The organism is Bacillus sp. FSL W8-0102 (genome assembly GCF_038007225.1).
Lineage (GTDB): Bacteria > Bacillota > Bacilli > Bacillales > DSM-4216 > Bacillus_O > Bacillus_O smithii.
Genome location: NZ_JBBOWT010000001.1, coordinates 103,230 through 120,628, shown reverse-complemented (window position 1 = coordinate 120,628; position 17,399 = coordinate 103,230). Strand labels below are relative to the sequence as shown.

Here is a 17,399-nt window from a genome sequence, read left to right as displayed (position 1 = left end):
GGTTTCCCTTTATGCAAAAAAGCGTCCCTGTAAAAGACAGAGACGCTTTCAGCGCGGTTCCACTCTGTTTGAGAACATCAGCCAACTGACCTGTTCCCCAAACTCAATTCCTGTAACGGAGGCTGCCGCCGCATCTTACTTTAACCCTATCAGGCATTTCAGATGCGGACTCCGAGGTGCATTTCGAAAACCGAGAGGTTTAAACCACTTTCAGCCGATGATGGTTCTCTCTGTCAAACATCGGTTTCTACTTCTCCTCATCAACGCTTTATCCTTTATGGTATTCAATATATTGTTTTTCGAAAAATAATGTTAACGAAGAAGATTTTCAATTCGTTCAACCACTTTGTCTTTTCCGAGAAGCTCAATCGTGTTCGGAAGTTCAGGACCGTGCATTTGCCCTGTCACAGCCACACGAATCGGCATGAACAGCTTTTTCCCTTTATGGCCTGTCTCTTTTTGAACAGCCTTAATCGTCTTTTTAATTTCAGCAGCTTCAAACACATCGAGTTCACGAATTTTATTTAAAAAGGATTCTAGGACTTCCGGCACTTGCTCTTCGGAAAGAATGGCCTTTGCATCTTCATTATACTCAATTTTATCTTTAAAGAACAGCTCGGATAGCTCTACAATTTCCGCTCCATAACTCATTTGTTCTTGATAAAGAGCGATTAATTTTCTTATCCATTGTTCTTCATCCGGAGACAAGTTTTCCGAAACGCGACCTGCTTTAATAAGATGTGGAAGAGACAACTCCACTACCTTGTCCAATTCCAGCTGTTTCATATATTGGTTATTCATCCACATAAGCTTTTGCTTGTCAAAAACAGCAGGAGATTTAGAAAGACGGGCCGGGTCAAAAATTTCGATGAACTCTTCTCTTGAGAAAATTTCTTCTTCTCCTTTTGGAGACCATCCCAATAATGCAATGAAATTAAACAACGCTTCCGGCAGATAGCCAAGTTCTTCATACTGTTCGATAAACTGAATAATGGATTCATCGCGTTTGCTCAATTTCTTGCGGTTTTCATTGACGATCAAAGTCATATGACCAAATTTCGGCGGTTCCCAACCAAAAGCTTCGTAAATCATCAATTGTTTAGGCGTATTAGAAATATGGTCATCACCGCGGAGAACGTGAGTCATGCCCATTAAATGATCATCGATCGCAACCGCAAAATTGTATGTCGGCATTCCGTCTTTTTTCACAATGACAAAATCGCCGATTCCGTCCGATTCAAAAGACACATGGTCTTTGACAATATCATCAAATTCATATATTTTTCCTTCTGGCACGCGAAAACGAATGCTAGGCTGACGTCCTTCCGCTTCCAAAGCTTCCTGCTGTTCTTTTGTTAAATGGCGGCATTTACCCGAATATCTCGGCATTTCTCCTCGGGCAAGCTGAGCTTCCCGTTCTGCTTCTAATTCCTCTTCCGTACAATAACATTTATAAGCAAGACCTCTTTCCAACAGGTCTTCATAATATTTTTTGTATATATCCGTGCGTTCCGACTGACGGTATGGCCCATATGGACCGCCGATATCAACGCCTTCATCCCAGTCCATTCCAAGCCATTTTAGATATTTTAGCTGACTTTGCTCGCCGCCTTCTATATTCCGTTTTTGGTCGGTATCTTCAATCCGGATCACAAACTTTCCGCCTCGGCTTCTGGCGAATAAATAATTAAACAATGCGGTGCGTGCATTTCCAATATGCAAATGTCCTGTCGGGCTCGGAGCATATCGCACACGTATTTCACTAGCCATTATTTGAATGCCTCCTCTTGAATTCAAGCGCTAATCGATTCGATGTATGTTTCTGCCGCCGTTGTTTCGACTCTTTTGCTGAAAAAGCAGAAAACAGAAACTGCCATCTATCCTGATCAATAAAAATTCTCTATACGTTTTCTTCCTGTAGTATTTTATCATCTTTGCCTTATTGAATAAAGGTTATTCTCATTCTTTCTCAATCAGGACCACAGCCAAAGAAGCAATCCCCTCGCCTCTCCCGGGGAATCCCAGTTTTTCCGTGGTCGTAGCTTTGATATTTACTTGGCTGATATCTGCTTCTAAAATTCTTGCAATGTTTTCCCGCATTTGTCCAATGTAAGGGGCCATTTTAGGCTTTTGAGCGATGATAGTGCCATCGACATTGCTCAATCGGAACCCCTTTTCTTGCACCAATTTCCATACATGGGAAAGCAAAAAAGATGAGTCAGCATCTTTAAAAGCAGGATCTGTATCAGGAAAATGGGATCCTATATCTCCTTCTCCAATAGCCCCTAAACAGGCGTCTGCTATGGCATGCAGCAAAACATCCGCATCTGAATGACCCAGCAGTCCTTTTTCATAAGGAATATGGACACCGCCTATTATCAAAGGCCGGTTTTCCACCAATTGATGAACATCAAATCCTTGTCCCACTCGAAACATTTCTTTTAACTCCTTTGTCATTGTTCATTCAAACGTTTGTTTAAAATAGCTTCAGCAAAAAATAAATCTTCTGGAGTCGTCAATTTAATATTATCATAATCTCCTTCGACAATTTGAACCGGAATTCCAAGCCTTTCTACTAAGGAAGAGTCATCCGTGCCTAGAAAAGAATCCCGTTCTGCCGCTTCGTGTGCCTCTAACAAAATTGGCACACGAAAAGCTTGTGGCGTTTGTACTGACCACAAGCTTGATCGATCAATCGTTTCAGACACCAAACCATCTGCCCCTTTTTTGATCGTATCTTTCACAGGAACAGCAGCGATCGCAGCAGGAAACTCCGTTAACCGATCCACTAATCGATGAATGACGTTGATGGTGATAAAAGGACGGGCTCCATCATGGACAAGAACAGCCTTGCAGTTTTTTAACATATTCAAGCCGCTTCGAACACTATGCTGTCGTTCTCGCCCGCCCGCAACGATGGACTGAACCTTTGTAATTCCGTGTTGTTTCACCAATGATAAAAATATTTCCTTTTCCTCTGGTTGAGTGGCTAAAATAATCCCTTCACACCAAGGATCGCTTTCAAAAACTTTTAAAGTATGAACAATCACCGGCAAGCCGCGCAATTCCATCAATAATTTGTTCTTTTTGGCTCTCATCCGTTTTCCTTGCCCGGCTGCCGGAATGACTACTTGATAATTCATACTTATCCAACTCCATTATCGCTTATAATGCTTTTTCTAATAATTTAGGTTTGGCAAAAATCATTCGTCCCGCAGATGTTTGCAAAACGCTTGTGACTAGAACGTCAATTTGTTTTCCGATAAAGTCTTTTCCTTCCTCTACCACAATCATGGTTCCGTCATCTAAATAAGCAACGCCTTGATTATGTTCTTTCCCATCTTTAATCACTTGAACGTTTATTTCTTCACCCGGAAGAACAATTGGCTTCACGGCATTAGCTAAATCATTAATATTCAAAACCGGAACTTTTTGAAATTCACATACTTTGTTTAAATTATAGTCATTTGTGACAACGATTCCGTTCATTACTTTTGCCAGTTTCACAAGCTTGCTGTCCACTTCTTGGATTTCTTCAAAATCTCCTTCGTAAATCTGAACTTCAATAGGGAGTTCTTTTTGAATTCGGTTTAATACATCCAGCCCTCTTCGTCCCCGATTTCTTTTCAGCGCATCCGCCGAATCGGCGATATGCTGAAGCTCTTCGAGAACAAATTGAGGGATCACGATCACACCTTCCAAAAATCCAGTCTGGCAAATATCCGCAATTCTGCCATCAATGATGACACTCGTATCCAAAATTTTAAATGTTTTCCGTTCGGGCGATTCGGGCTCGCTTTCCTTTCTTCTGCTTACTCTATTCGACGTAAATAATGCTTTGATTTCATCTCTTTTCTTAAAACCCACTTGAAAACCTAAATACCCTAAAAGCAAAGTCAAAAAAATCGGGGCAACTGTATTAATGATGGGAATTTCAATTTTGTTGAGCGGGATCCCTAATAAATAAGCGACAATCAACCCCACAATCAACCCAACACATCCTGATATCATATCCACAACCGGCATTTTAACCAACCGGTCTTCGATCCATTTTACAAAATTCACAACATAATCCACAGCCCAGAAAGTCAATAAATAAAATATAATGGCTCCTAAAACAGTAGTTGTGTATGGATTGTACAATAATCTTGCCTCAGGCAATTTCAATAAATGAAATAATTCCGGCAAAACAAACAGACCTAATGTTCCACCCAAAATGATAAAAATGGCTTGCACAATACGTCTTAGCATGTACAACATTCACCTCCTCTTTACCATTATAAACACTTTTCTTTTATTATAACCTTTGCAAAGAGAATAATTTTTTATTATAACATAGATGAAAAATTTTCTTTACATTTGAAAAATTTGCCGCCTGATTTCAGGAAAATCTTAGTAACTTGAGAGTAACATCCCACAATGCAACTGTCAATTTAAATGAATGCCTCTCTCTATAATTGACGATCAGCTAACATTTGATCCTTTATTAACTTTAATCCTTCTTTTATTTTTCGCGCCCGCACTTCTCCAATCCCTTCTACGTCATCCAGTTTATCGACATCCGCTTTCACAATTTCCGGCAGCCATTTAAACTTTGAAATTAAATTTTCGATGATAACGATAGGAAGGCGCGGAATTTTTCTTAAAGCACGATAGCCTCTGGGACATATTCCTTCTTCGATCGGAACGTGGCCCGAAAAACCAAGAAGCTTTAATAAAACCGAATCATCCAGCAGTTCATTCGTCACCAGCTCTTGAAATTTGGAGAGCACTTCAAATGGTTTAACTTGACGGTCTTTTGAATAGTCGCGAATAATCAGCATGGCCTCGTCTTCCATGTCAGACAGCAATTCATTCATCTGCAGTTGTATCAGACGCCCCTCCACACCAAGCTCGTTTAAATAAGCCAACAATTCTTTTTTAATCCGCAGAACCATTTCAATTTTATGGAGAACTTGCAAAACATCGCTATATGTAACCAATTCCTCAAATTCCAGCATGGTCAAATTGGCAATGGCTTGATCGAGGACCATTTTATATTTTTCCAAAGTTTGTATGGCTTGATTCGCTTTAGTCAAAATGACTCCAATGTCTTTTAGCGCGTAACGGAACTTTCCCTGATATAAAGTAATGACATTTCTTCTTTGTGAAATCGCAATGACTAATGAATTCGTTTGCCTGGCGACTCTCTCAGCCGTCCGATGGCGCATCCCCGTTTCCGATGAAGGAATGGACGAATCAGGAGCAAGATGGGCATTCGCCAAAATGACTTTGGTACCCGTTTCATTCAAAATAATCGCTCCATCCATTTTGGCCAATTCATATAAATTGCTTGGTGTGAAATCACAATCTATATAAAAGCCGCCATCCACCAATTCTTTCACTTTCTCATTGTAGCCCATGACAATTAGGCCGCCCGTTTTGGCTCTTAAAACATTGTCTATCCCTTCACGAATAGGTGTTCCAGGAGCCACTAATTTTAGAATATCTGAGATGGTTTTCTCCTTTTTATCCTCCATTCTCTATCCTCCCAACGCATACTCCAATGCTTCTTCTACTGTTGAAACTCCAATCACCTCTATTTTCCCTGGAGTATTCCAACCACCAAGATTATGGGCCGGAATAATGACACGGGAAAATCCCAGCTTTTCTGCTTCTCGCACTCGCTGTTCAATTCTCGTTACCCTTCTGACTTCGCCGGTTAATCCTACTTCTCCAATTATACAATCTGTTGATCGTGTCGGCTTGTCGCGGAAACTGGACACAATACTGACAGCAACCGCTAAATCAATGGCAGGTTCATCAAGCTTGACTCCCCCAGCCACTTTTAAATAAGCATCTTGATTTTGAAGCAGAAGGCCGACCCTTTTTTCCAATACCGCCATTAAAAGAGACACTCTATTATGATCGATCCCTGTGGCCATTCGACGCGGATAATTAAAACTGGTCGGTGCTATCAATGCCTGTATCTCTACCAACACGGGGCGTGTCCCTTCCATAGAAGCAACTACCGTTGACCCCGATGCACTTTGCGCACGCTCCTCCAAAAAGATTTCCGACGGATTTTCCACCTCTATGAGTCCGGTTTCTTTCATTTCAAAAATTCCCATCTCATTTGTAGAACCAAAGCGGTTTTTAACCGCTCTTAAAATGCGGTAAGAATGATGCCGCTCCCCTTCAAAATAAAGAACTGTATCAACCATATGCTCCAAAATTCTAGGACCGGCAATCGAGCCTTCTTTCGTTACGTGCCCTACAATAAAGATAGCCATTCCTTGGACCTTCGCCATTCTCATGAATTCGGCCGTACTTTCCCGCACTTGGGAAACGCTGCCCGGGGCAGAAGTAACTTCAGGGTGGTAGACAGTTTGAATCGAATCAATGATGACAAATTCCGGATTTAATTGCTCGATCGCAAGGTTTATTAATTCCAAATTGGTTTCTGAATAGATATAGAGATTGCTAGAATCCACATTCAAGCGATCTGCACGAAGTTTGATTTGTTTCGCCGATTCTTCTCCGGATATATATAAAACTTTATGGCCTCCGCTCGCTAGCTGGCTGGAAATTTGCAGCAACAATGTCGACTTTCCGATACCCGGATCTCCTCCGATTAAAACAAGAGAGCCGGCGACGATTCCCCCGCCTAAAACACGGTTAAATTCTTTCATATTGGTTATCGTTCTAGGCTCTTCCGTTGATTGTACTGTAATGAGCGGTGATGGCTTCGAAATCCCCGAAGATTCGGAATGAATAAATGTTTTCTTTTGTCGGCCCGTCATATCCACTTCTTCCACCATTTGGTTCCATTCCCCGCATCCGGGACATCTCCCCATCCATTTCGGCGATTCATATCCGCATGATTGACAAATAAATTTTGTTTTTTTCTTTACCATATGGATCCTCTTCCTTTATATTATGAAAACATTTGAACATTCATGTGAAACAATTCATTTCCTCTGGAATTTGCCTTACAGATGTGTGAGATTATTATAACAATCCAAGATAAAAAAGAGGTACACGGATGCTTATCATACGCGTACCTCTTGTTGATTTCCCCCTGGACAGACATCATCCTCAAATTTCCTTGGGAAAAGGTCTTTTATTCAAAAGCCTGATAACTCCCTGACCTGCTAACTGATAACTTTAACGAAGCCAAATAACTTTCGATATATCCAGGCATCAAAGGGATGTTGTAACGGCTTTAGATCCGAATTCTTCCAGAATCGGGATAGGGTACTTTTTAGATGTCATTCCATTACTCCAATTGACGGTTGTTTTGTTTTTACGACGAATTCGTTATTTTCCACGTCAATCACGACATTTTGTCCTGGATGGATATTGCCTTTTAAAAGTTCTTCCGACAGCCGATCTTCAATATGTTTCTGGATCGCCCGACGCAACGGACGAGCTCCATATTCAGGATCGTATCCTTCTTCGGCAATTTTCTCTTTTGCTTTATCGGTCAGTTCAAGCTCAATATGCTGCTCTTTCAAACGTTTGGTTAATTGATCAGACATTAACGAAACAATCTGTTTCAATTGATCTTTTTCCAACGAATGGAACACAATAATTTCGTCAATTCGATTTAAAAATTCAGGACGAAATGCTCTTTTGAGTTCTTCCAGCACTTTCCCTTTCATATCTTTAAATTCCTGCTCGCCGTCCTGAATATTAAATCCAACATACTTGTTTTTCTTCAACGCTTCAGCGCCCACATTGGACGTCATTATCAGAACTGTATTCCGGAAATCAACCGTTCTACCTTTTGAATCAGTTAAACGGCCGTCTTCTAATACTTGAAGAAGAATGTTGAAAACATCCGGATGCGCTTTTTCAATTTCGTCTAGCAATATAACAGAATATGGCTTACGTCTAACCTTTTCTGTCAATTGTCCGCCTTCCTCAAATCCGACATAACCAGGAGGAGAGCCAACTAAACGGGAAGTCGAATGTTTCTCCATGTATTCTGACATATCGATTCGGATCATAGCATCTTCATCGCCAAACATAGCTTCCGCCAATGCTCTAGCCAGCTCTGTTTTCCCAACTCCGGTCGGTCCGAGGAAAATAAAGGAGCCGATTGGACGTTTTGGATCTTTTAATCCTGCCCGTGCACGACGAACAGCTTTAGCCACCGCTTTTACAGCTTCTTCCTGGCCAATGACCCGCGAATGTAGAATTTCTTCAAGATTTAACAATCTTTCTGTTTCAGTTTGTGCCAATTTGGAAACAGGAATTCCTGTCCAGCTGGAAACAACTGTCGCAATATCTTCAACCGTCACTTCGCTGTTTTCTTTTCCTTGTTTTTCTTTCCAAGATTTTTTCGTTTCTTCCAACTGCTCGCGCAATTTTTGCTCAGCGTCTCTTAAAGAAGCTGCTTTTTCAAATTCTTGGCTTTGTACAGCTGCATCTTTTTCTTTTCTAATTTCTTCAAGTTTTTGCTCCAGTTCTTTTAAATTCGGAGGAGTGGTAAAGGAGCGTAATCTTACTTTCGAGCCTGCTTCATCAATAAGGTCAATCGCTTTATCCGGCAAGAAACGATCCGAAATATAACGATCCGATAATTTAACCGCCGCTTCAATCGCCTCATCTGTAATGGATACACGGTGATGTGCTTCGTAGCGATCTCTTAGCCCTTTTAAAATTTGAATCGATTCTTCAATGGTCGGTTCATCTACTTGAATAGGCTGAAAGCGTCTTTCCAAAGCAGCATCTTTTTCGATATATTTGCGATATTCATCTAATGTTGTTGCTCCAATGCATTGCAACTCGCCTCTTGCCAATGCCGGCTTCAATATATTGGATGCGTCAATGGCGCCTTCTGCTCCTCCCGCACCGATTAAAGTATGAAGCTCGTCGATAAACAAAATAATATTTCCAGCTTGCCGGATTTCATCCATGACTTTTTTCAAACGGTCTTCAAATTCTCCTCGATATTTCGTTCCGGCTACAACGGTCCCCATATCCAATGTCATAACTCGTTTATCACGAAGAGTTTCCGGCACTTCATTATTGACAATTTGTTGGGCTAATCCTTCCGCAATGGCTGTTTTCCCAACACCCGGTTCACCAATCAATACTGGATTGTTTTTCGTTCTGCGGCTTAACACTTCAATCACACGTTGAATTTCTTTACTGCGTCCGATCACAGGATCAAGTTTTCCGTCGCGAGCAATAGCTGTCAAATCTCTAGCCAAGCTATCCAGTGTCGGCGTATTGGCATGGGCGGACGATCCTGATGCATGCCCATTCGTTTCATTGCTTCCTAAAAGCTGCAGCACTTGTTGACGAGCTTTATTTAAACTAATTCCTAAATTGTTCAATACGCGGGCCGCAACACCTTCGCCTTCTCGGATCAACCCGAGTAAAATATGCTCGGTACCAACATAAGAATGTCCCAGTTTTCTGGCTTCATCCATTGAAAGCTCAATTACTTTTTTAGCCCTTGGCGTATAATGAATGGTTTGGGCGACTCCTTGGCCTTTCCCAATTAAATTCTCCACTTCATTCTGAATTTTTTCAGGGCTCAAACCTAAACCGTAAAGAGCCTTCGCCGCAATTCCTTCGCCTTCCCTTACCAACCCTAATAAAATATGCTCGGTTCCGATATTATTGTGTCCAAGACGGATTGCCTCTTCTTGAGCTAATGCCAGAACTTTCTGAGCCCTTTCGGTAAATCTCCCAAACATCATCTCTTTTCTCCTCCTTTAATATCCATGTTCCTGTCTTAATTTTTCCCGAATCAATGTCGCTCTGCGTACATCTCGTTCCTCGGGGCGAAGCGAAGCTCCTGCATACTGTTGCAAAAATCCCGGCTGAGTTAAAATCAATAATTCATTTAAAACATTCTTAGAAATAGTATTAATATAACCTAAATCTATACCTAATCTAACATCGGAAAGACATTGAGCTGCTTCTTTTGATTCAATAATACGCGAATTGGCCAACACTCCATAGGAACGGAAAATCCTGTCTTCCAATTGTATATGATTTGTTTTGACCAATGCTTCTCTAGCGGATCTTTCTTGATCAATAATTTGGGAAACAACGCTTATTAAATCGTTAACGATTTCCTCTTCTGATTTCCCTAATGTCAGCTGATTAGAGATTTGGAATAAATTCCCCACTGATTGGCTTCCTTCACCATAAATTCCTCGGACGACCAGTCCTAATTGATTAATTGCCGGAATGATCTGATTCATTTGTTGAGTCATGACAAGTGCCGGAAGATGAACCATGACGGATGCGCGAAGGCCGGTGCCAACATTTGTGGGACAACTCGTGAGATAGCCGATTTTTTCGTCAAAAGCATATGGAACTTTTTCTTCGATCAAATCATCAATTTGGTTGGCTTTAACTAAAGTTTCCTTTAATTGTAATCCAGAAGCCAGGCATTGTATACGAATATGATCTTCTTCGTTCACCATAATGCTGATATCTTCATTTTCTGACAAAAAAACAGCTCCGTAATTGGTACCTTCTGCGAGAAGAGGACTAATGAGATGCTTTTCTACAAGCACTCTTTTTTGAAGCGGCTGCAGTTCATTCATTAACAGCAATTCCAGAGGATTTTCATTCATCCCGGGAAACCTTTTTAAAGCTTCTCCCACTTCATGCACGACTTTCATCGCCTCATCGCCAGAAAAAACGGTAGGAAATTGATGATTTTCTAAATTCCGAGCCAGCCTGATTCGGGAACTCAATACGATGTCAGAGTGAGGGCCTTCGTTTTTCATCCAAGAACTTACAGCATGATTAATAAATTTCTCAAGAGACATGATTTTCTCCTCCCTCTTGATTGATTTGACTTTCAAGAGAGCGAATTTCATCACGGACTTGCGCCGCTTTTTCAAACTCCTCTTTAGCTACTAACGACTGAAGTTGCTGCTTCAAATGGGCAATTTTCTTTTTTAAGTGCAGGGCTCCTCCTTTTCGTTTAGGGATTTTGCCATGATGAGCATTATTTCCTCCATGTAGTCGTTTTAATATAGAATCTATATGGTCCGCAAACGTTTTGTAACAGTGCGAACAGCCAAATTTCCCTGTATTCACAAATTGTTGAAACGTCATATGACAATAGTCGCATTGCAATTCATCCGGCTGAACAAAAGGATTCTGATCTACCTTTTGAAAAACAGGCTCAACGTTAAACAATCCCGCTAGAAGGTTGTTAATGGAAAACCCTTGGCTTCCTCCAAAAAAAGAAAATTCCCCTTTTTCTTTTGCACAGTGCTCACACAAATGAAATTCTGTTTTTTCTCCGTTAATGATCTTTGTGAAATGAAGAGTGGCTGGGCGCAGATGACATTCCTGGCATATCACAATATTCACCTCTCCATTACTTGAATTTTAAAGTTAAAAGCATCGCCTTAAGCATTCTCGCTCTTAACTCGTCCCGCTCCGGCAAATCAATATATAAAACAGAGCGATCCATAACACTGATCATAATTTTGGCTTCCCTTTTGGAAATAACCTCTTCTTCCACTAATCTATATACAATCTGTTCGGCGTTCGCTTGAGAAATTCGATTCCCGACTAAGGAAATCAACTGGTCTATTAAGTGGGATTGATCATGAGTCTGAACTTTCATGATGCGTATATATCCACCGCCGCCTCTTTTGCTTTCCACTAAATAGCCTCTTTCAATCGTAAATCTTGTGTTTATCACATAATTAATTTGAGAAGGGACACATTGAAATTTATCGGCAATTTCACTTCTTTTTATTTCTACAATTTCACTTTCGCTCATTTCTAAAACTTTTTTTAAGTAATTTTCAATAATGTCCGATATGTTTCTCACCAAGCCTCCTCCTCTTCTGACTTTGACTATATTTGACATTAATTATAACGGAAATAACTCTTGTTTGGCAATTTTTAAGTATGTATGATCCGCTTTTTCATAACAAAAAAATGAATGCTGCAAATCGACTTGCCGCAAAAGCCAAGAATCCCTTCACGACATTTCTCTTTTCAATTATTTTATTCTTACGATCAATAATGTTAACAATTCTCGGCCATTTTATTCTTTTTTGGCGCAAAAAGAAAAGAACAAATTAAAAAATACTAGATTTTGCTCGATAATCGAGTAGGAAAAAAGGGGATTAGCCCCTCCTGTCCGATAGACGGCGTTTCAATGAAATTTAACGCAAATAAATTGCTCCTATTCTTGGTGCACAAAAAAAGAGGCTGACCCAAAAGGTCGATAAAATCGACTTTTTAGGGCTCAGCCTTTTTCTTTAGAATGATTTATTGGATATTATTGGTTGTAATTCGTGCACAGAAGATCATTCCCCTGTTTTATTCCCTCACTTTTTGTTGTTTTTCAGTGTATGTTGCCCACTTTTTCAAATTGTGGGCAACACAAATAAGACCCCATTCCACCGTTGTTTTGGAAAGGCCTCTTAATGTAAATCGTTGGAAGTGGCTGTTGTGCTTAATTTGAGCAAATACTGGCTCCACTTCTATTTTTCGTTGTCTATACTTCTTTTTCGCTTCCTCCGAGGTTAATCTTTCACGGACTTCTTGGCGCTGCTTCTGATTCTTCATGGAAACACTGATGCTTTTTGTGTTCTTTCCTTTTGCACAAGAAGATTGAAAAGGGCATCCATAGCAGTCTGTGCACATGTAAGTTCGTTTCACCGATTCATACCCATTTTCTGATTTCCGTTTTCTTTCGTAACTAAAGGTAAGTCGTTTATTATTTGCACAGATCCATTCGTCTAATTCCTCGTCATAAGTCATGTTCTCCAATTTACCGATTTGATTTTTCCAAGCTTTTGTTTGTTCCTTATCGAATGTGTTGTATTTAACCAGTGCTTCCATTTCTTCCTTTTCACAATAATCATAGTTTTCTTCGCTACCATAACCAGAATCGGCAATGAGTGTCTTTGGTTTTGGCCGATTATACTTTTTCATTAATTCAAAGTGAGGAATTAGGCAGCCGGGATCTCCGGCACGTTGATGTAGACTGAACCCTGTGATAAATTGTCCTTCCGTTCCGATTTGTACATTGTAACCAGCCTTTAATTGACCGTTCTTCATGTGGTCTTCTTTCATGCGCATGAAAGTGGCATCTTTATCCGTTTTTGAATAGCTGTTTCGGTCGCCAAATGTTGCTTTTTGTTCTTCATATTTTTGCTTTCTGGGCAAAAGATCCTTTTCCAATTGTCGTTTTGCTTTTTTCAGGGTTCGATTTGTAGGTTCCTGTTCTAATTTTTTCTCTACCTTTTTGATGGTCTCTTGGATTTTCTCGGAGGTAACAGGAGCTGCCTCCAATTTTTCTTGAAAATCCATTTCTTTTTCAGCTTGCTCATCTTCTTTCATTACTTCCTCAATCGATAAGACGATCTGTTTGTATTTCTCATCCAGCTTTGTATCGAACTTTTCGGTCGCCTTCCTCCAAACAAAAGTATATCGATTAGCGTTAGCTTCAATTTTCGTTCCATCAAAATAATAATCTTCAAGCTTTACTAACCCCTCCTGGCATAAAAGATCCACAATTCCGAAGAAGGTTTCATAAATGACATCCTTCATACGATTGGAGCGAAATCGATTGATTGTACGAAAATCAGGTTTTTGGTTTCCCGAAAGCCACATAAAATAAATGTTTTCTCCCAGTTGTTTAGCAATTTGCCGGGAAGAATAAATTCGATTGACGTAGGCATAAAGGATAATTTTTAACATCATTTTGGGATGGTAAGGCGGGCGGCCGCCACCAGGATGAAGAGAAAGAAGGATGTTTGGATTCATCTTTTCTACTGCCAAATCCACAATTCGGCAAAGATGATGTTCGGGGATTAGAACTTCTATATCCATTGGTAGAACTAATTGTCCTGTCGTGGTATAATTTATGTACATAAGAAAATCGTTCCTTTCCGGTAGATTGGTTGTAGTGACTAAATTATACCAAAAAAGAACGATTTTCTTTATTTTTTTGTACAGAGTTTCAAGATTAATTTTTCACTCTGTTGATTGGAGTGGAAGGCGCGAAGACTCCTGCGGGAGTACGGGACAGGGGAGACCCCGCAGGAGCGTAAGCGACGAGGAGGCTCCCCGGCACGCCCGCGGAAAGCGAAGCGCCTGGAACGGAAATCAACAGACCAGGTTCAAAGAACCATTCACAAAAAATGGGTGTCCCTAAAAGCTATACTTTTGGGACACCCTCTTTTTTTGCCTGGCAGCGTCCTACTCTCGCAAGGGGAATCCCCTCACTACCATCGGCGCTGAAGAGCTTAACTTCCGTGTTCGGTATGGGAACGGGTGTGACCTCTTCGCCATCGCCACCAGACGGTATGAAGTTGTCGGAACGATTGTTCCTTCAAAACTAGATAGAAGAAGCAGTTTCACCGATCTCGCTCTTTCATTTGGTTAAGTCCTCGATCGATTAGTATCCGTCAGCTCCACGTGTCACCACGCTTCCACCTCGGACCTATCTACCTGATCATCTTTCAGGGATCTTACTTTCCGAAGAAATGGGAAATCTCATCTTGAGGGGGGCTTCATGCTTAGATGCTTTCAGCACTTATCCCTTCCGCACATAGCTACCCAGCGATGCCTCTGGCGAGACAACTGGTACACCAGCGGTGCGTCCATCCCGGTCCTCTCGTACTAAGGACAGCTCCTCTCAAATTTCCTGCGCCCGCGACGGATAGGGACCGAACTGTCTCACGACGTTCTGAACCCAGCTCGCGTACCGCTTTAATGGGCGAACAGCCCAACCCTTGGGACCGACTACAGCCCCAGGATGCGATGAGCCGACATCGAGGTGCCAAACCTCCCCGTCGATGTGGACTCTTGGGGGAGATAAGCCTGTTATCCCCGGGGTAGCTTTTATCCGTTGAGCGATGGCCCTTCCATACGGAACCACCGGATCACTAAGCCCGACTTTCGTCCCTGCTCGACTTGTAGGTCTCGCAGTCAAGCTCCCTTCTGCCTTTGCACTCTGCGAATGATTTCCAACCATTCTGAGGGAACCTTTGGGCGCCTCCGTTACCTTTTAGGAGGCGACCGCCCCAGTCAAACTGCCCACCTGACACTGTCTCCCACCCCGATCAGGGGTGCGGGTTAGAATTTCAGTACAGCCAGGGTAGTATCCCACCGGCGCCTCCACACAAGCTGGCGCTCATGTCTCTCAGGCTCCTACCTATCCTGTACAAGCTGTACCAAAATTCAATATCAGGCTGCAGTAAAGCTCCACGGGGTCTTTCCGTCCTGTCGCGGGTAACCTGCATCTTCACAGGTACTATAATTTCACCGAGTCTCTCGTTGAGACAGTGCCCAGATCGTTACGCCTTTCGTGCGGGTCAGAACTTACCTGACAAGGAATTTCGCTACCTTAGGACCGTTATAGTTACGGCCGCCGTTTACTGGGGCTTCGGTTCGCACCTTCAAGCAAAGCTTTAAGCGCTCCCCTTAACCTTCCAGCACCGGGCAGGCGTCAGCCCCTATACTTCGCCTTACGGCTTCGCAGAGACCTGTGTTTTTGCTAAACAGTCGCCTGGGCCTATTCACTGCGGCTTCTCGGGGCTATGCACCCCAAAAAGCACCCCTTCTCCCGAAGTTACGGGGTCATTTTGCCGAGTTCCTTAACGAGAGTTCTCTCGCACACCTTAGGATTCTCTCCTCGCCTACCTGTGTCGGTTTGCGGTACGGGCACCTTTTTCCTCGCTAGAGGCTTTTCTTGGCAGTGTGGAATCAGGAACTTCGGTACTATATTTCCCTCGCCGTCACAGCTTGAGGTTAGTGGCAACGGGATTTGCCTCGCTGCCCCTCTCACTGCTTGGACGCACATCCAACAGTGCGCTTACCCTATCCTCCTGCGTCCCCCCATCGCTCAAACGGAAAAGAGGTGGTACAGGAATATCAACCTGTTGTCCATCGCCTACGCCTGTCGGCCTCGGCTTAGGTCCCGACTAACCCTGAGAGGACGAGCCTTCCTCAGGAAACCTTAGGCATTCGGTGGAAGGGATTCTCACCCTTCTTTCGCTACTCATACCGGCATTCTCACTTCTAAGCGCTCCACCGGTCCTTCCGGTCCGGCTTCTCTGCCCTTAGAACGCTCTCCTACCGCGGACACCCGAAGGTGTCCACCCGCAGCTTCGGTGATACGTTTAGCCCCGGTACATTTTCGGCGCAGAATCACTCGACCAGTGAGCTATTACGCACTCTTTGAATGGTGGCTGCTTCTAAGCCAACATCCTGGTTGTCTAAGCAATTCCACATCCTTTTCCACTTAACGTATACTTTGGGACCTTAGCTGGCGGTCTGGGCTGTTTCCCTTTTGACCACGGATCTTATCACTCGCAGTCTGACTCCCAAGGATAAGTCACTGGCATTCGGAGTTTGTCTGAATTCGGTAACCCGATGAGGGCCCCTAGTCCAAACAGTGCTCTACCTCCAAGACTCTTCCCTTGAGGCTAGCCCTAAAGCTATTTCGGAGAGAACCAGCTATCTCCAAGTTCGATTGGAATTTCACCCCTACCCACACCTCATCCCCGCACTTTTCAACGTGCGTGGGTTCGGGCCTCCAGTAAGTGTTACCTCACCTTCACCCTGGACATGGGTAGATCACCTGGTTTCGGGTCTGCGACCCCATACTCATGCGCCCTGTTCAGACTCGCTTTCGCTGCGGCTCCGTCTTTCCGACTTAACCTCGCATGAGATCGCAACTCGCCGGTTCATTCTACAAAAGGCACGCCATCACCCATAAACGGGCTCTGACTACTTGTAGGCACACGGTTTCAGGTTCTCTTTCACTCCCCTCCCGGGGTGCTTTTCACCTTTCCCTCACGGTACTGGTTCACTATCGGTCACTAGGGAGTATTTAGCCTTGGGAGATGGTCCTCCCAGCTTCCGACGGGATTCCTCGTGTCCCGCCGTACTCAGGATCCACCAGGGAGGGAACGAAGTTTCGACTACAGGGTTGTTACCTTCTCTGACGGGCCTTTCCAGACCTCTTCGTCTACCTCGTTCCTTTGTAACTCCACAATTGGTGTCCTACAACCCCAGAAGGCAAGCCTTCTGGTTTGGGCTGTTCCCGTTTCGCTCGCCGCTACTCAGGGAATCGCTGTTGCTTTCTCTTCCTCCGGGTACTTAGATGTTTCAGTTCCCCGGGTTGCCTTCCTTACCCTATGGATTCAGGCAAGGATGCTGCCCCATTACGGGCAGCGGGTTTCCCCATTCGGAAATCTCCGGATCAACGCTTACGTACAGCTCCCCGGAGCTTTTCGGAGTTAGTCCCGTCCTTCATCGGCTCCTAGTGCCAAGGCATCCACCGTGCGCCCTTTCTAACTTAACCATGTTGGTTTTATCCTAGATGGCGATACTCGGTTTATGCTGCTTCTTTCTTCTATCTAGTTTTCAAGGAACAACTTGGAAGGATGAAATCCTTCAAAACT

At 43.0% G+C, this 17,399-nt stretch carries 11 protein-coding genes, 2 rRNA genes and 1 other annotated feature; all 13 genes read right to left on the bottom strand.

The features are described 5' to 3' along the window. Positions 1 to 35: 35 nt before the first annotated feature. Positions 36 to 273, bottom strand: a binding site (T-box leader). 39 nt (positions 274 to 312) lie between these two features. Further along, the gene (gene gltX / locus N1I87_RS00580; protein ID WP_341100202.1) at positions 313 to 1,770 is read right to left on the bottom strand and encodes a glutamate--tRNA ligase; all 1,458 of its coding nucleotides are present in this window, start codon (positions 1,768 to 1,770) and stop codon (positions 313 to 315) included. Between the two features lie 189 nt (positions 1,771 to 1,959). Then, positions 1,960 to 2,436 (bottom strand): 2-C-methyl-D-erythritol 2,4-cyclodiphosphate synthase, encoded by a 477-nt coding sequence (ispF, locus tag N1I87_RS00575; protein ID WP_003354811.1) that lies wholly within the window; start codon positions 2,434 to 2,436, stop codon positions 1,960 to 1,962. Positions 2,437 to 2,453: 17 nt separating this feature from the next. Next, a complete protein-coding gene (gene ispD, locus N1I87_RS00570; RefSeq protein WP_270583437.1) occupies positions 2,454 to 3,143 on the bottom strand; it encodes a 2-C-methyl-D-erythritol 4-phosphate cytidylyltransferase in 690 nt (229 codons plus the stop codon). Between the two features lie 22 nt (positions 3,144 to 3,165). Next, positions 3,166 to 4,251: a PIN/TRAM domain-containing protein gene (locus tag N1I87_RS00565; RefSeq protein ID WP_003354813.1), complete on the bottom strand. Its 1,086-nt coding sequence runs from the start codon at positions 4,249 to 4,251 to the stop codon at positions 3,166 to 3,168. 200 nt (positions 4,252 to 4,451) lie between these two features. Then, complete coding sequence (gene disA, locus N1I87_RS00560; protein ID WP_003354814.1) at positions 4,452 to 5,519, bottom strand: DNA integrity scanning diadenylate cyclase DisA; 1,068 nt, start codon at positions 5,517 to 5,519, stop codon at positions 4,452 to 4,454. A 3-nt stretch (positions 5,520 to 5,522) separates the two neighbouring features. Next, a complete protein-coding gene (radA, locus tag N1I87_RS00555; protein WP_341100198.1) occupies positions 5,523 to 6,896 on the bottom strand; it encodes a DNA repair protein RadA in 1,374 nt (457 codons plus the stop codon). A 354-nt stretch (positions 6,897 to 7,250) separates the two neighbouring features. Further along, positions 7,251 to 9,695: an ATP-dependent protease ATP-binding subunit ClpC gene (gene clpC / locus N1I87_RS00550; protein ID WP_048622357.1), complete on the bottom strand. Its 2,445-nt coding sequence runs from the start codon at positions 9,693 to 9,695 to the stop codon at positions 7,251 to 7,253. A 15-nt stretch (positions 9,696 to 9,710) separates the two neighbouring features. Continuing rightward, positions 9,711 to 10,781: a protein arginine kinase gene (locus tag N1I87_RS00545; protein WP_048622356.1), complete on the bottom strand. Its 1,071-nt coding sequence runs from the start codon at positions 10,779 to 10,781 to the stop codon at positions 9,711 to 9,713. Next, positions 10,771 to 11,325 carry a UvrB/UvrC motif-containing protein gene (locus N1I87_RS00540; protein ID WP_003354818.1) on the bottom strand — a complete coding sequence of 185 codons (555 nt, stop codon included), beginning with the start codon at positions 11,323 to 11,325 and terminating at the stop codon, positions 10,771 to 10,773. The genes N1I87_RS00545 and N1I87_RS00540 overlap by 11 nt, the downstream gene beginning before the upstream one ends. Positions 11,326 to 11,341: 16 nt before the next feature. Then, positions 11,342 to 11,806, bottom strand: coding sequence for a CtsR family transcriptional regulator (locus N1I87_RS00535; protein ID WP_371836624.1), 465 nt, complete (start codon positions 11,804 to 11,806; stop codon positions 11,342 to 11,344). Positions 11,807 to 12,300: 494 nt separating this feature from the next. Then, positions 12,301 to 13,860: an IS1182 family transposase gene (locus N1I87_RS00530; protein WP_270584763.1), complete on the bottom strand. Its 1,560-nt coding sequence runs from the start codon at positions 13,858 to 13,860 to the stop codon at positions 12,301 to 12,303. Positions 13,861 to 14,174: 314 nt separating this feature from the next. Continuing rightward, positions 14,175 to 14,290: ribosomal RNA gene (rrf, locus tag N1I87_RS00525) — 5S ribosomal RNA — on the bottom strand. Positions 14,291 to 14,366: 76 nt separating this feature from the next. Continuing rightward, positions 14,367 to 17,299 (bottom strand): 23S ribosomal RNA (locus N1I87_RS00520). Positions 17,300 to 17,399 lie beyond the last annotated feature (100 nt).

What these genes read in the sequence shown, in the direction of transcription:
- gltX (WP_341100202.1), bottom strand. Translation starts at nt 1,770, where the DNA reads ATGGCTAGTGAAATACGTGTGCGATATGCTCCGAGCCCGACAGGACAT.
- ispF (WP_003354811.1), bottom strand. Translation starts at nt 2,436, where the DNA reads ATGTTTCGAGTGGGACAAGGATTTGATGTTCATCAATTGGTGGAAAAC.
- ispD (WP_270583437.1), bottom strand. Translation starts at nt 3,143, where the DNA reads ATGAATTATCAAGTAGTCATTCCGGCAGCCGGGCAAGGAAAACGGATG.
- N1I87_RS00565 (WP_003354813.1), bottom strand. Translation starts at nt 4,251, where the DNA reads ATGCTAAGACGTATTGTGCAAGCCATTTTTATCATTTTGGGTGGAACA.
- disA (WP_003354814.1), bottom strand. Translation starts at nt 5,519, where the DNA reads ATGGAGGATAAAAAGGAGAAAACCATCTCAGATATTCTAAAATTAGTG.
- radA (WP_341100198.1), bottom strand. Translation starts at nt 6,896, where the DNA reads ATGGTAAAGAAAAAAACAAAATTTATTTGTCAATCATGCGGATATGAA.
- clpC (WP_048622357.1), bottom strand. Translation starts at nt 9,695, where the DNA reads ATGATGTTTGGGAGATTTACCGAAAGGGCTCAGAAAGTTCTGGCATTA.
- N1I87_RS00545 (WP_048622356.1), bottom strand. Translation starts at nt 10,781, where the DNA reads ATGTCTCTTGAGAAATTTATTAATCATGCTGTAAGTTCTTGGATGAAA.
- N1I87_RS00530 (WP_270584763.1), bottom strand. Translation starts at nt 13,860, where the DNA reads ATGTACATAAATTATACCACGACAGGACAATTAGTTCTACCAATGGAT.